Annotated in this window: 11 protein-coding genes; 6 read left to right on the forward strand and 5 right to left on the reverse strand. The window is 64.0% G+C overall.

Annotation, left to right across the window (positions count from 1 at the left end; translation table 11 throughout):
- Positions 1 to 377 precede the first annotated feature (377 nt).
- The 5 genes from C8C98_RS10240 to C8C98_RS10260 all read left to right on the forward strand — a co-directional run bounded on the left by C8C98_RS10240 (position 378) and on the right by C8C98_RS10260 (position 6,570).
- Positions 378 to 1,283, forward strand: a complete 906-nt coding sequence (locus tag C8C98_RS10240) for a DUF4394 domain-containing protein (RefSeq protein WP_121454174.1) — start codon at positions 378 to 380, stop codon at positions 1,281 to 1,283.
- Entirely contained in the window at positions 1,280 to 1,939 is a 660-nt protein-coding gene (locus C8C98_RS10245; RefSeq protein ID WP_121454175.1) for a methylamine utilization protein, read from the forward strand. Before C8C98_RS10240 ends, C8C98_RS10245 begins: the two co-directional genes overlap by 4 nt.
- Entirely contained in the window at positions 1,939 to 4,269 is a 2,331-nt protein-coding gene (locus C8C98_RS10250; RefSeq protein WP_121454176.1) for a bifunctional diguanylate cyclase/phosphodiesterase, read from the forward strand. The genes C8C98_RS10245 and C8C98_RS10250 overlap by 1 nt, the downstream gene beginning before the upstream one ends.
- Before the next feature lie 465 nt (positions 4,270 to 4,734).
- Positions 4,735 to 5,547: a pseudouridine synthase gene (locus C8C98_RS10255; protein WP_370450439.1), complete on the forward strand. Its 813-nt coding sequence runs from the start codon at positions 4,735 to 4,737 to the stop codon at positions 5,545 to 5,547.
- A gap of 87 nt (positions 5,548 to 5,634) precedes the next feature.
- On the forward strand, positions 5,635 to 6,570 hold the full coding sequence (locus tag C8C98_RS10260) for an exopolyphosphatase (protein WP_121456181.1): 936 nt from the start codon (positions 5,635 to 5,637) through the stop codon (positions 6,568 to 6,570).
- Positions 6,571 to 6,618: 48 nt separating this feature from the next.
- Here the strand turns inward: C8C98_RS10260 and aqpZ are convergent, their stop codons facing one another.
- Positions 6,619 to 7,314, reverse strand: a complete 696-nt coding sequence (gene aqpZ / locus C8C98_RS10265; protein ID WP_121454178.1) for an aquaporin Z — start codon at positions 7,312 to 7,314, stop codon at positions 6,619 to 6,621.
- A 315-nt stretch (positions 7,315 to 7,629) separates the two neighbouring features.
- Here aqpZ and htpG point away from each other — a divergent pair, with 315 nt between their 5' ends.
- Entirely contained in the window at positions 7,630 to 9,606 is a 1,977-nt protein-coding gene (htpG, locus tag C8C98_RS10270; protein ID WP_121454179.1) for a molecular chaperone HtpG, read from the forward strand.
- Positions 9,607 to 9,810: 204 nt separating this feature from the next.
- Here the strand turns inward: htpG and C8C98_RS10280 are convergent, their stop codons facing one another.
- The 4 genes from C8C98_RS10280 to C8C98_RS10290 form a co-directional block, all read right to left on the reverse strand.
- Positions 9,811 to 10,119, reverse strand: a complete 309-nt coding sequence (locus tag C8C98_RS10280) for a hypothetical protein (RefSeq protein WP_121454180.1) — start codon at positions 10,117 to 10,119, stop codon at positions 9,811 to 9,813.
- Between the two features lie 252 nt (positions 10,120 to 10,371).
- Positions 10,372 to 10,812, reverse strand: a complete 441-nt coding sequence (locus C8C98_RS21545) for a hypothetical protein (protein ID WP_158600160.1) — start codon at positions 10,810 to 10,812, stop codon at positions 10,372 to 10,374.
- Between the two features lie 129 nt (positions 10,813 to 10,941).
- Complete coding sequence (locus tag C8C98_RS10285; protein WP_121454181.1) at positions 10,942 to 11,256, reverse strand: hypothetical protein; 315 nt, start codon at positions 11,254 to 11,256, stop codon at positions 10,942 to 10,944.
- 91 nt (positions 11,257 to 11,347) lie between these two features.
- Positions 11,348 to 14,350, reverse strand: coding sequence for an ATP-binding protein (locus C8C98_RS10290; RefSeq protein WP_121454182.1), 3,003 nt, complete (start codon positions 14,348 to 14,350; stop codon positions 11,348 to 11,350).
- Positions 14,351 to 14,417: the final 67 nt, after the last annotated feature.

Below are 14,417 nucleotides of genomic sequence, written 5' to 3' on the forward strand. Positions count from 1 at the left end.
GGTCTGCGCAAACGAAGCAAGAAGAGGGCCTGCCTTAGCTGGTGCGGGTTTGAGCGGGGGCAGGCTGCGGCAGTCGGGGTAAGGGCGAAAGTTTAGAGAGAACAACGCATTTGCGTGATGTAGCTTTTGGATGACGTCATGCCGCTGTGGCATGACGGCTTTGTTACAAATGAAGTGCTGTGGGGCATCCGCTGCAAAGTCCATCTGTTGGCACTAAAGTGGTGCGGAGATGTGATGGAGAGGTCTTGCAACGCTTTATATAGTGGACTTGTTGCTATCAAATTTATATTCTCAATTCCCCCTCTTCTGTGTATGTGAAGACGGTGCAACAATGGCTTGCTGTGCCCCTATTTGTTACAACTGCAGGAGCTTTTCCTATGCCTTCCCGTTCCTCACTCCAGTTCCAGCGTGTGGCTTGGCGTGTTTCGTTGGTGGCGGCTGCGGCGCTCTCTTGGGGGTGCGCCCAAACGGTGGCCGGTGGGGGCGCCTTGCGCGAGCAGGTGGTGGCCGTGACGGCCAGTCACGAGCTGATCACCTTCAATGCAGGGCGGCCTGACAACATCCTGGAGCGCAAACCGGTGCTGGGCTTGCCCGCAGGCGACAGACTGGTGGGCATTGACTTTCGTGTGGCGCGGGGTGTGCTGTATGCCTTGTCGCAGGCGGGGCGTTTGTACACGCTGGACCTGGGCAGCGGTGCATTGACGGCTGTGGGCCCGGCGCCCTCGGCAATCGCTCTCAAAGGCACAGCCTTTGGCGTGGATTTCAATCCCGCAGCGGACCGGCTGCGCGTGGTCTCCAACCTCGGGCAAAACCTGCGCCTGCACCCTGACACCGGTGCGGCTGTGGATGGCGATCCCTTGCAGCCGGGTGTGCAGGCCGACCCCTACCTGCGCTATGCCTGGAGCGATGTGAACCACGCCCGCTCGCCCGACATCGTTGCGGCGGCCTACACCTACAACCCCACCAACAGCAAGATCACCACCAACTACGCCATCGACCGTGCCTTGGGTGTGCTGGTGATGCAAGGCTCACGCGAGGGGGAGACCCCGGTGGTGTCGCCCAACCTGGGCCAGCTGCGCACCGTCGGGCCGCTGGGCCTGGGCGCGCTGGCGGACGCTTCGCTGGACATCTCGGATGTGAGCAACACCGCGCTGGCTGCTGTGCGCACGGCCAGCGACCCCAAGACCCGCCTGCATCTGGTGGACTTGAACACCGGCAAGGCCACCCCGCTGGGCGTGGTGGGCGATGGCAGCCCGCTGGTGGGTATGGCGATTGAGCCATGACGCAACGCTGCTCGCGATGGGCTAGGTGGCTGGCCGCTGGGTTGGCATGCAGCGCTGGGTGCGCGCAGGCGGCTACGGTGCAGGTGGATGTGGTGGACGATGCGGGGCGGCCTGTGGCCGGTGCCGTGGTGTTTCTGGAGTCGCCCGCCGCGCGGGCGCTGGTCAAGCCCTTGCCCCAGGCCGAGGTGGCGCAGGAAAAAAAGCAGTTTCTGCCCGGGGTGCTGGTGGTGCCCGTGGGCACGCAGGTGCACTTCCCTAACCGCGACAGCGTGCGCCACCACGTCTATTCGTTCTCGCCCGCCAAGAAGTTTGAACTCAAACTCTACGCCGGAACGCCCGCCAACCCGGTGTTGTTTGACCAGCCTGGCGTGGTCTCGTTGGGCTGCAACATCCACGACCGCATGGTGGGGTGGATTTTGGTGGTCGACACACCCTACTACGCACAGGCGCCAGAGGGTGGCCCTGGCGAAGGGGGCGCCGCCAGCGCTAGCAGCCCCGGCCGGGCAATGCTGCAGAGCGTGCCGCCCGGCAACTACAAGCTGCGCGTGTGGCACCCCAGGCTGGCGCCGGGTGCGGCGGCCCATGAACAGGCGCTGGTGGTGCCTTCCACGGGCAATGCGCAGGCGGCCGTGAAGATGGCGGGGTTGGCCCCCTGATGTGGCAAACCCTCTGGCGTAGCCTGATCCTGCGCTTGGTCGGGGTTTCCTTGCTGCTGCTGTTGGTGGTGCAGCTGGCGGGCTTTGCCGTGGTGCGGGCCAGCATTGAGCGCAACGCCCGGGGCCAGATTGCGCGGCAGCTGGATGTGGACGAAAACGTGTGGCGGCGCCTGCTGGAGCAGAACGCCGAGCGCTTGCGCCAAGGCTCGGCCCTGCTGGCGGCGGACTACGGGTTTCGCTCGGCCGTGTATTCGGGTGAAGAAGAAACCATCCAGTCGGTGCTGGAGAACCACGGCGAGCGCATTGGTGCTGCCGTGACGGCGCTGCTGGGCACCGATATGGCGCTGCGCGCCATCAGCGCCCCGGTGCCTGCGCAGGCCCTGGTGCCCACCCTGGCGCTGCTGGCGCCCCAACTGGCCAGCAGCCCGCAGGGCAGCCAGGTGGCGGTGGTGGATGGCGTGCCCTACCAGTTTGTGATGGTGCCCATGCGGGCGCCGGTGGTCATCGGCTGGGTGCTGATGGGGTTCCCCCTGGGGCAGCCCCTGGCCGATGAAATGCGCCAGTTGCTGTCGGTGCATGTGGCGCTGGTGGTGCAGGGCGCGCAGGGGCCTGCCGCCGTGCATGTCAGCACACTGCCCGCGCCGCTGCATGGCCCGGTGCTGGCCATGGGCGCTGATGGGGGGGAGCTGGCATCGGCCGACGGCTTGTTGCTGGCGCGCTTCAGTCCACTGCCCAGCCTTAACGGGCAGGTGCATGCGGTGCTGCTGCGCTCGGTCGATGCGGTGGTCGCCCCTTACCGCCAACTGCAAGTGTTGCTGTCCATCATCAGTGCCGGGGGGCTGTTGTTGTTTGCCCTGGGCAGCGGTGTGATGGCGCAGCGTGTGATCAGCCCGCTGCGCTCGCTGATGCGGGCCACCCAGCGCCTGTCACGCGGCGAGTACGACACCCCCATGGAGCACACCGGGCGTCGGGACGAAATCGGCCAGTTGTCGCGCTCGTTTGACCGCATGCGGCTGGACATCGGTGCGCAGCAACGCGAGATCAAGCACCTGGCGTACTGGGACCGCCTCACGGGCCTACCCAACCGCGAGCGCTTTCGGGACGCTGTGGTGCAGGCCATTGTGCAAAGCCCTGGCGAGGCCCGGCCACTGAGCGTGCTGACCCTGGACTTGGACCGCTTCAAGCATGTGAACGACGTGATGGGCTACGCCTTTGGCGACCGGTTGCTGCAGGCGGTGGCGGGGCGGCTGCAGGCCCTGGTGACCTTGCCTGGCGATATGGTGGCGCGCTTGGGCGGCAACGAGTTTGCTGTGCTGCTGCAAGGGGCGGGCGCAGCGGCTGCCCACACGGTGGCACAGCAGATATTGGCGTCGTTTGAAGCGCCCCTGGCGCTGGAAGAGCAAACCGTGGACCTGAGTGCTGGCATTGGCATAGCCTGCTGGCCCGCCGATGCAGAGGACGCCGACACGCTGCTGAGCCGCTCGGAAATTGCCATGTACGCCGCCAAGCGCAAGCTCAGCGGGGCGGTGCGCTACGACGCATCGATTGATTCAAGCAGCGCGCAAACCCTGTCGCTGCTGACCGAGCTGCGCCATGCGGTAGAGCACAACGAGCTGCGGCTGTACCTGCAGCCCAAGGTGTCTCTGCACGGCCAAAGTGGGTGGGCTGCCGAGGCCCTGGTGCGCTGGCAGCACCCGCAGCGGGGGCTGGTGCCGCCCATGGAGTTCATTCCGTTTGCCGAGCAAACCGGCTTTGTGCGGCAGCTGACGCTGTGGGTATTTGAGGAAGCAGCCCGGTTCTTGGCCCAGGTCCATGCCCGCGGCAACGTCTTGCGCGTGTCGGTCAATTTGTCTACGCGCGATTTGCTCGACCCTGAGCTGAGCCAGCGGCTGGGGGCTATCCTGGCGCGCCATGGCGTTGCAGCCAGAGCGTTTTGCCTGGAAATCACCGAAAGCGCCATCATGGACGACCCCCAGCGCGCTGAGGCCATGCTCAACCGGCTGTCGGAGCAGGGTTTCAAGCTGTCCATCGACGACTTTGGCACCGGCTACTCATCGCTGGCTTACCTCAAGCGCCTGCCGGTGGATGAGCTCAAAATCGACAAATCCTTTGTGATGGGCATGGAGGCGGGCGAGGACGACGCCATGATCGTGCGCTCCACCATCGACCTGGCGCACAACCTGGGTCTCACGGTGGTGGCCGAAGGGGTAGAGACCGCCGCCATTCTGGAGCGCCTGCGCGCTCTGGCCTGCGATGAGGCGCAGGGCTACCACATCAGCCGCCCGGTGCCTGCGCAAGATTTTCTGGCGTGGCAGCAACGGCAGGGGTAATCTTCTGCTCGCTGGCCATTGGTCCCCGGTCGCCCTCTGTGATCAGCCCGTCGGCCCATTTGTCTGTTCGTATGCCCGCCCGCCGGTTCGCCAGCGACAATACGCCCAATGTCTTCATCCAGTTCCCGTCCACCCCAACGCCCCGCCGGTGCCGCTTCGCCTGCCGAGGGCGCTCCTGCGCGGCCTGTGCTGCGCCGCCCCACCTTGTCGGACAAACCGGCCCCTGCCGCACCCACTCCGTCCAGGGCCCCCGCAAGGTCTGCAGCCGCAGCGGGCGCGCGGCCTCCTGCCGCGCGGTCCGAGCGTGCCATTGGCCCCACGTCTACCCGCACCTGGGCTGCTGATGCAGGCGGGCGGCCCGCGCCAGCGCAGCCGCAGCGGCCTCCGGCCGCGCGCTCTGCTGCCCCCCGGCCCGCCGCAGGGCCTGTGGCCCGGCCCGCGCCGGGTGGTGGCGATACTTCGCGCTTGAACAAGCGCATGGCCGAGCTGGGTCTGTGCTCGCGCCGCGAAGCCGATGACTGGATTGCCCAAGGTTGGGTCAAGGTCAATGGCGAAGTTGCGCCCATGGGGCTGCAGGTCACTGCCGCAGACCGTATTGAGGTGGACAAGATTGCCCAGGGTTTCCAGGAGCAGCGCGTCACCATTCTGCTGAACAAGCCCATTGGCTACGTCAGCGGCCAGGCCGAGGACGGCCATACGCCCGCCGTGGCACTGATCAACCCCCGCACCCACTGGCGCGATGACCCCAGCCGCAACCGTTTTTCCCCGCCGCAGCTGCGGGGCCTGGCGCCTTGCGGGCGGCTCGATATCGACTCGGTGGGCCTCTTGGTGCTGACCCAGGACGGCCGCGTGGCCCGGCAGATCATTGGCGAAGACTCCGAGATGGACAAGGAGTACCTGGTGCGTGTGGTCTACCCGGCACCGGGCCAGGCGGTACCACGCCACCCCAGCGAGCGTTCTGCGCCGCTGCAGGAAATTGACGAGCGTGACCCTGTCAGCACCAATGTGCAGGCGGTGTTTCCCAAAGAGTTGCTGGAGCGCCTGCGCCATGGCTTGAGCCTGGACGGCGAGCCGCTCAAGCCCGCCAAGGTCGATTGGCAAAACCCCGAGCAGTTGCGTTTTGTCTTGACCGAAGGCAAAAAGCGCCAGATCCGCCGCATGTGCGAGCTGGTGGGGCTCAAGGTGGTGGGCCTCAAGCGCATCCGCATCGGCCGTGTGACGCTGGGTAACCTGCCAGTGGGCCAGTGGCGCTACCTGGGGCCGCACGAGCGGTTTTGACGGCGGAATTTTCGCGGCAGCACGCTGTGCTGCCCACGGGGCGTTGCTACCATGGCTGCACCCGCATGTTCAAACGAGGAGATGTCTGTGAGTGAAAAGAAATTCCGGTTGGTCACCCGCAGTGACTTTGATGGTTTGGTGTGTGCGGTGCTGCTCAATGAGCTGGATTTGATCGACGAAATCACCTTCGTCCACCCCAAGGATATGCAAGACGGCAAGGTGGCCATCACCCGCCGCGACATCACGACCAACCTGCCTTACGTGCCTGGCGCCCATCTGGTGTTTGACCACCATGAATCGGAAACCGTGCGCAATGCGGGCCGCCGTGACACCAATCACATCATTGAGGCCCACGCCCCCTCGGCCGCGCGCGTGGTCTACAACCACTACGGTGGCAAGGCCGCCTTCCCTCGCATCACTGACGAGATGATGGCGGCGGTGGACCAGGCCGATTCGGCCCAGTATTCGCGTGAAGACATTCTGAACCCCGAGGGCTGGGTGCTGCTGAACTACCTGATGGACTCGCGCACAGGCCTGGGGCGCTTTCGCGAGTTCCGCATCAGCAACTACGCGCTGATGATGGACCTCATCCAGTACTGCCGCGACCACACCATTGAAGAGATTCTGGCCCTGCCCGATGTGCAGGAGCGTGTGCAGCTGTACCGCGAACACGCCCTCAAGGCCCAGGAGCAGTTGCAGCGCTGCGCCATCCGTATCGGCAAGCTGGTGGTGCTCGATCTGCGCGAAGAGGACACCATCTGGGCCATCAACCGTTTCATGATCTACGCGCTGTTCCCTGACTGCAACATCTCCATCCACATGATGTGGGGGTTGCAAAAGCAGAATACGGTGCTGGCCACCGGCAAGTCCATCCTGGACCGCAGCAGCCAGGTGCACATCGGCAACCTCATGTTGGAGTTTGGGGGCGGTGGGCATGCAGCGGCGGGCACCTGCCAGGTGGCCAACGACAAGGCCGACCAGATCCTGCAGTCGCTGGTGCAGCGCATCACCATCGAAGGTTGATCGACCAAGTCGCGGGGGGGCAGGGCTGCGCATGCCGCCCCGTTGCCGTCAATCGTCGCTGAGCAGCGCGCGGTAGATGGCGGCGCCCAGCAGAGCACCTGCAATGGGGGCCGCCCAGAAGATCCACAGTTCCGACAGCGCATAGGCTGGGCCAAACAGCGCCGGGCCGGTACTGCGGGCCGGGTTGACCGAGGTGTTGGTCACCGGGATAGAGATCAGGTGAATGAGCGTGAGGCACAGGCCAATCGCCAGCCCGCCAAAGCCGCTGGCCGCGCGCTTGGCGGTGGCGCCCAGGATCACGATGAGGAAGATGGCCGTCAGCACGACCTCTGTCACCACGGCGGCCATCAGCCCAAAGCCGCCTGGGGAGTGTTCGCCATAGCCGTTGGTGGCAAAACCCCCGATGTCTGCGCCCGGCTTGCCTGTGGCAATGAGGTACAGCACGCCCGCTGCGGCAATGGCGCCCAGCACCTGGGCCACCACGTAGCCGGGCAGCTCGGACGCCTTGAACCGGCCCCCCAGCGCCAGCCCCACCGACACGGCGGGGTTGAAATGCCCGCCCGAGATTGGCCCCAGGGCATAGGCCCCTGTCAGCACCGTGAGGCCAAAGGCCAGGGACACCCCCACAAAACCAATGCCCAGCTGCGGGAAGGCGGCGGCCAGCACGGCACTGCCGCAGCCCCCGAACGTCAGCCAGAACGTGCCGAGGAACTCGGCAGACCATTTTTGAAGTGAGGTGGGCATGGCAGAAGGCTCCGAAGGAAAGGCGTAGTCGATGGGAAGTCCGCCTCACAGGGCGGCTTTGGTCCCGTGCATCTTATGGCTGCTAAATGACAAAAAATGCTGTCAACTGCCTGTAAATTGTCAACAATATTCAGCGCTGAACTGCCTTGGGGCAGGGTTTGGTACTGGGACGTGGGAAGTCGGGGGCGCACTGCGCTGTGCAGCCCTTGAAATCAACCAGTCCGCCCCGAGGTGAAATCGCGCGAATGCCTTTCCTGGCCTCCTGGGCGTGAAACGCGTTCTCTCTGCACCTTACACAGCAATCTCCAAGACACCATGAGCACAAAACAAACCCTGTCGTTCCAGGCCGAAGTGGCCCAGCTGCTGCACCTGGTCACCCATTCGCTGTATTCCAACCAGGAAATCTTCCTGCGCGAGTTGATCTCCAACGCATCGGACGCCTGCGACAAGCTGCGCTTTGAAGGCCTGAACAATTCCGCGCTGTTTGAAGACGCCCCCAACCTCGAAGTGCGCGTGAGCTTCGACAAAGATGCCAAGACGCTGACCATCACCGACAACGGCATCGGCATGAGCCAGCAAGAGGCCATTGACCACCTGGGCACCATCGCCAAGAGCGGCACCAAGGACTTCATGGGCAAGCTCTCGGGTGACCAGAAGCAGGACGCCCAGCTCATCGGCCAGTTCGGCGTGGGCTTTTATTCGGGCTTCATCGTGGCCGACAAGATCACTGTCGAGTCGCGCCGCGCGGGCCTTGCGGCCGAAGAAGGCGTGCGCTGGATCAGCGGCGGCACGGGCGACTTTGAAGTCGAAGCCATCACCCGCGCCGCACGCGGCACCAGCATCATCCTGCACCTGCGTGACGATGCCGAGGAATACCTCAACGCCTGGAAGCTCAAGCAGGTCATCGCCAAGTACTCCGACCACATCAGCCTGCCCATCCTGATGGAAAAGGAAGAGTGGAAAGACGGCGAGCTGATCAATCCATCGGACGAAAACGGCGGCCGCCAGCCCGGGGGCATGGTCAAGACCGGCGAGTGGGAAACCATCAACAAGGCCAGCGCCCTGTGGTCGCGCCCCAAGAAGGACATCACCGACGAGCAGTACGCCGAGTTCTACAAGGCCATCAGCCACGACCACGAAGCCCCGCTGACCTGGGCGCACAACCGCGTCGAAGGCAACACCGAGTACACGCAGCTGCTGTACATCCCGGCCAAGGCCCCGTTTGACCTGTGGAACCGCGACAAGAAGGCGGGCGTGAAGCTGTACGTCAAGCGCGTGTTCATCATGGACGACGCCGAAGCATTGATGCCCACCTACCTGCGCTTTGTGAAGGGCGTGATCGACTCGGCTGACCTGCCGCTGAACGTGAGCCGCGAGCTGCTGCAAGAAAGCCGCGACGTGCGCTCCATCCGCGAAGGCAGCACCAAGCGCGTGCTGAGCATGCTGGAAGACTTGGCCAAGCACGACAAGCATGACACCACGGCGGGCGCCGATGGCGTGACCGATGTGGTGGACGCCGACGACAAGGCCAAGGAAGGCAAGTACACCGCGTTCTACAGCGAGTTTGGCGCGGTACTGAAAGAAGGCCTGGGCGAAGACTTTGGCAACCGCGAGCGCTTGGCCAAGCTGCTGCGCTTTGCCAGCACCGCCAGCGATGCCGTGACGGTGGGCTTTGCCGACTACAAAGCGCGCATGAAGGACGGCCAAGAGGCGATTTACTACATCACCGCCGATACCCTGGCCGCCGCCAAGAACAGCCCGCAGCTCGAAGTCTTCAAGAAGAAAGGCATCGAAGTGCTGCTCATGACCGACCGCGTGGACGAGTGGGCGCTGAACTACCTGCACGAGTTTGACGGCACCCCGCTGCAAAGCGTGGCCAAGGGCGCTGTGGACCTGGGCACGCTGCAGGACGAGGCCGAGAAGAAAGCCGCCGAAGAAGCTGCCGAAGCCTTCAAGCCTGTGCTGGCCAAGCTCAAGGACGCACTGAAGGACAAGGCCGAAGACGTGCGCGTGACCACGCGCTTGGTCGATTCACCCGCCTGCCTGGTGGTGCAAGACGACGGCATGAGCACCCAACTGGCCCGCATGCTCAAGCAGGCTGGCCAACAGGCGCCCGAGAGCAAACCCGTGCTGGAAGTCAACGCCGACCACCCATTGGTCAAGAAGCTGGACGGCAGCGTGCACTTCCACGAACTGGCGCACATCTTGTTCGACCAAGCCCTGCTGGCCGAAGGCGGGTTGCCCGAAGACCCCGCTGCTTACGTCAAGCGCGTGAATGCTTTGCTGACGTGATTTGAAGCCAAATAGGCTGCCAGCGCTTATGGAATAAGCGCTGGCAGCTATTTAAATGATAGCAAACCCCGGTGTGCTTGCGCGCAGCCGGGGTTTTTTTGTGGGGGCAACGGGGGCAACGGGGGCAACGGGGGCAACGGGGGCAACGGGGGCAATAGGAGCGATGGGGCAGCGGGAGCGACCGGGGGTCGGGGCGTGATAGACCTATGCGTCTGCCTTGCTCTGCGCCAGCACACGGGCGTGGGCCTGGTTGCGCTGCGCAGGGTCCGCATCCAGCAGCTCTTTGAGCGCCGCATCGGGCAGCCACTGGTAGCTGCGCCGGTCATTCTTTACCGGCACATTGCGCCAGCCCGAGAGCACCAGCCAATCCCACAGCTCACGCGGCACGGGGTGCGTGACCTTCATCTTGACCGTGCCACGGAGGATGGCCGCCCCCACCGGTGGCAAGGGCCCCACGGGCGCGGTTTTGCGCTTTTGGCGGATGGACAACAGATTGCGGATCAGGTCTTTCATGGCGGTGGGCGATGGGTGCAAGGGCCTGTGAACCGGGTGTTGGAGATGCTTGCCGGGGCGGTCGTGTTGCCGCCACCGCAGGTGTGTGCTGGGCGAAGATCTGTGCTCAGCATAGCGGGGTGGTGTTGCTTGATGGGGTTTGGGCCTGCTGGGGCTGTCGACGTTGCGGCGATGGATTGGTGTGTGAAGGAGTGCTTTGGGCTCAAATCGGCTGTACGCCGCGCCCTAAAGCAGACAGCGGCTCTCAGCTGTTTATTGCTGCACAGCGCCTTGCTCTGCGGCTCTCAATACTCTCTCTTTAGCCGTCCGCCATGCCCATTGCATGTTCTCAAACATGCGCTGGTCAGATTGATCAAGCACCCAACGGGCGATGGAGCGCCGAAAGCTCTCCGTTGAATCATTGACTAGCAACTCATAGGTACAAGCTGCGACACGATGCTGAATCTCATTAATCCGGCGAAGATGAGTGGGATGTTCCAACTCTTCGTTCTTAGGGATGTAGCTATCACGGCCAGCAATAGTCAAACAGTGACTGAGTGCAGTCAGAAACAGAACTTGGTGATTGGGTGGCAGCGACTCTAGCCATTCCCCTTGAACTTCATATTCCGCCACCTTGTTTCTCCATTTGATCGTCAGGTTTTGGCAGAGGCTGTGTGAAAACGCCGATGGCTGACTTTTGTGGGGACATTTCAACCGTTGCTCGCATCGAGATCGTGCGTTGTAGGCCGTTCTGAGCGGTCGATTTCTGATTGGGTCGTTAGACCGAGGGTCGAATGCGCGTTTTCACACAGCCCCGGCCGAAAGAAGTCCAGCGACCAGGCATCAACCCTCGGACCCGAACAGCTTTGACAGTGTTCGATCCACGTACTCATGCAGGTAGGAATTACCGCCGCAAAACTCTAGAGTCTTTTCACTGGTGCGGAATGTCAGCATTGGTGAAACACTTTCCCCGTCAGCAACGAATCCTGCCGTGTCGTCGATGAGGCTGGCAATTGCAAAGCCTATGCTGCTTGTGAGGTGATGGACCATATCTTCAGGTGCATCAACCTTTTCCAGCTCCAACTTGATAGCTCGTAGAAGTTCGGTTGTTAGAGCTTGTTGGAGGCGATCAAAGGCTCCGGTGTTGACCAAATTCATGTTGTTCCCTTGGATTTTCTCGGCCGTCAATGGGTGTCAGTTTGTTGCCGATAGCCGCGTTTTCCATCCCAATAAGCCCTCGGCAATCCCCTTACGCTGACGTCCCCTGCCCACGCTGCCCCTGATGCGGCGCCTGCAGTGCGCGCACATGGGCTCCCAGTTGCGTCAGACCTTGGCGGGCCAGCCGTTGCAGTTCGGGCAGGCAGCGGTCGATGGTGGCGGCGTCCTGGGCCTTGGCGGCGGCTTCCAGGGGGCGGGTCAGTTCGCCCAGGGGGCTCAGGCCAAAGCTGCCTGCGGTGCCGCCCAGGTCGTGGGCCTCGCGGCGCAGGTCGTCCCATTGGCGGCTGTGTGCGGCCTGTGTGATGCGTTCTACCCGGCGCTCGCAGTCCTGTATGAACTGGTCGATGAGGGGCAGCAGCCGCGCGGTGGGAATGGTGTCTTGCAGGTCTTGCAGCAGTGCTGCGTCGAACACGGGGGTGGATGCGTCGGATGCGCCTGGTGCGTTGGATGGGGCAGAGGGGGGCTCAGTGGCCAGTGCCGAAACCTCTGCCACAGGGTGTGAAGGGGCTGGGGTTGTAAAGCCTGGCGCGAGGGGCTGCGCTGGCAGTGTGGCTTCCGCGGTGGGCTGGGGTGCTGGAGGGCTGGACGGGCGCGTGCTGCGGGCGTTGGCCAGCCAGCGCGAGAGGGTGTGCCACAGCGGTGCTTCCAGCAGGGGTTTGGCGATGTGGTCGTTCATGCCGCAGGCGCGGGTGCGCTCCACATCGGCGGTGCTGGCGTTGGCCGTCATGGCGATGATGGGCAGGGCCTCGAAGCGGGGCAGGGCGCGCAGGGCGCGCGTGGCGCTGAGCCCGTCCATCACGGGCATCTGCATGTCCATCAGCACGGCGGCGTAGGTGTTGTCGCTGGCCTGGGTGAGTGTTTCCACGGCCTCAGCGCCGTGGTCGGCCATGTCCACGATCAGGCCACCGGCTTCGAGCAGGCCTTTGGCCACTTGCCGGTTTACCTCGTTGTCGTCCACCACCAGAACGCGCAGCCCCGCGGTGTGGGCAGGGGCCAGGGCGGTGGTTTGCAGGGGCTGGGTGAGCACGTCGCGCGCCCAGTCGGTGGCTGGAGCGCGCTGTAGGCGCGCGGTGAACCAGAAGGTGCTGCCTTGCCCGGGCTGGCTTTGCACCCCGGTGTCGCCCCCCATGGCCCGCGCCAGTTGGCGCGAGATGACCAGCCCAAGCCCCGTGCCGCCAAAGCGGCGCGTGATGGAGCTGTCGCCCTGCCGAAAGGGCTCAAACAGGCCCTGCATCTGCTCGGGCGTGAGGCCTATGCCGGTGTCTTGCACGGCGCCATGCAGCAGCAGGCTGTTGCCGTCTTGCTGGGCCACGCTCAGACGCACCAGGACTTCGCCCTGGTGGGTGAACTTGATGGCGTTGTGCACGTAGTTGATGAGGATTTGGGACAGGCGCTGGCTGTCGCCCATCAGCTGTTCGGGCACCTCGTCGGCCACTTCAAGGCGCAGTTGCAGCGCTTTGGCGTGGGCTTTGGGGCTGAGCAGATCGACCAGCGTGGCCAGCACGGGCGACAGGGCAAAGGCCTTGCTTTCCAGCACCAGGTGGCCACCGTCGATCTTGGAGAAGTCCAGGATGTCGCTCAGGATGCCCAGCAGGTGCCGGCCTGCGCGGTGCATTTGTTCGATGCGCTCGCGTTGGGGCGGGGGCAGCTCTTCTTTCAGCGCCAGCTGGGCCATGCCCAGGATGGCGTTGAGTGGGGTGCGGATCTCGTGGCTCATCACGGCCAGAAAGCGCGCCCGTTCTTGCGCAGCGCGCTCGGCTGCTTCTTTGGCGGTGGCCATGGCGCGGGTCTGGCTCTTTCGCTCGGTCACGTCCATCCATACGCCATGAAAGAGCACGCTGCCGTCATCGAGCCGCCGCGCGGTGGCCGAGGTTTGCAGCCACCGGGAGATGCCCTCGTGCAGCACTTCGGTATCAAAGTCGAGTGGGGCCTGGGTGTGCAGCCGTTCCATGAAGCGCGCTTGCACGCGCTGTTGCACGCTTTGCGGCACTGAATACGCCTCGCCCACCGAGCCGCCGCTGCGCAGCAGGGCCAGCACCTGCAGGCCCGGCATTTCAGCGGCCTTGTCGCTCACGAACAAAAAGCGGCAGGTGCCGTTGGGCTGCAGGTGCAGCTGAAACACCACGCCAGGGATGGCACTGGTCAGGTCCACCAGCTGCTCGGACAGTTTGCGGGCCTCTTCGCTGCGCTGCACCTGGGCCGTGAGTTTGTCGGCGCGTTGCATGGTGTTCTTGAACACTTGCAGCGCCCGCGCCATGGTGCCCACCTCGTCGCGGCGGCGTGTGGCGGGGATGGTGTCTCCGTATTGCTGCGAGGCCAAGCGCTTCATGATGCGCGCCAGATCGGTGATGGGACGCGAGATTTGCGTCACCGCCACGTACACCGACAGCACCAGCACCAGCGCCAGTGCGCCCACCACGGCGGCAGCCATGGACCACAGGGTGTCGCTGGTGGCGTCGTTTTGTTGCTCAACCAGCGCCTCAAACTCGGCGTGCGAGCGGCTGCGCAGGCTCTCCAGACCTTGCTTGAGCTGCAACAGGGTGGGTTCGAAGTCTTGGTACGGGGTGCGGGTGGTCAGGGCGTGGGCGCTTGCTTCGGCAGGACCCGTTGATGCCGCGTTGACAACGCGCAGTCCGGCATCAAACACCTCTTGCGAGCGTAGGCGCAGTGCCATCAGCTCGCGCCCCTTGTGGGGCATGCGCTGCGCTATGTCGTTCAACGTCACCTCAAAATCACGCTGCAAGGTGCGTAACCGCTGTGAGGGTGTCAGCGTAGCGCCGGGCGGTGTGCTCTGGTGCGCGTTGGCCATACCTGACACCAGGCCGTGGGTTTCGCTGAGCAGCACGCTCGCGTCGCCAAAGCTGTGGGTGAGTTCGGACTCCAGTGCGATCAGTGTGCGGTACTGTGTGTCCATCTGCCGCATGCTGACCATGGCGTAGCCAATGATGGCCATCGACACCAGGCCCATCAGCCCGACCAGCAGACTGATTTTGGCTGCCAGGGGCAGGTGGGAAAAAAAACGTTCGCGGCGCATGGGGCTCGGTGGTGGCGTTCACACCCTGTCAGCAGGCGGGCAAGACGGGCAGGTGGGTGAATGGACT

Source organism: Acidovorax sp. 106 (assembly GCF_003663825.1).
In the GTDB taxonomy this organism is placed as follows: Bacteria; Pseudomonadota; Gammaproteobacteria; order Burkholderiales; family Burkholderiaceae_C; genus Acidovorax.